General features: G+C 59.9%; 1 protein-coding gene. It reads right to left on the bottom strand.

Annotated elements, in window-relative coordinates:
• On the bottom strand, positions 1 to 297 hold a 297-nt coding region (locus tag ACT86A_RS27515), incomplete at both ends, for a transposase (RefSeq protein WP_445095136.1).

The following is a 297-nucleotide window of genomic DNA, read 5'->3' on the forward strand; positions in this document are numbered from 1 at the left end:
TTGACAGCTGGTTTCCAGCGCATAGTCCATCGTGCCCGACCCGCACCGGTAGGGTCCAACGACCTGGTGACCAGATACAGACATTTCAGGGCGGCTTGCTCGGTGGGGAAATGACCACGAGCCTTGATCGCCCGCCGGAAGCGGGCGTTCAAGGACTCGATCGCGTTCGTCGAGCAGATCACCCGGCGTATCTCGACGTCGTAGTCGAGGAAGGGAATGAATTCCTCCCACGCATTCTCCCAAAGACGCACGATCGCAGCATATTTCGTGCCCCATCGCTCGGCGAGCTCGTCCAGT

It is taken from the genome of Nocardia glycosmidis, assembly GCF_052545115.1.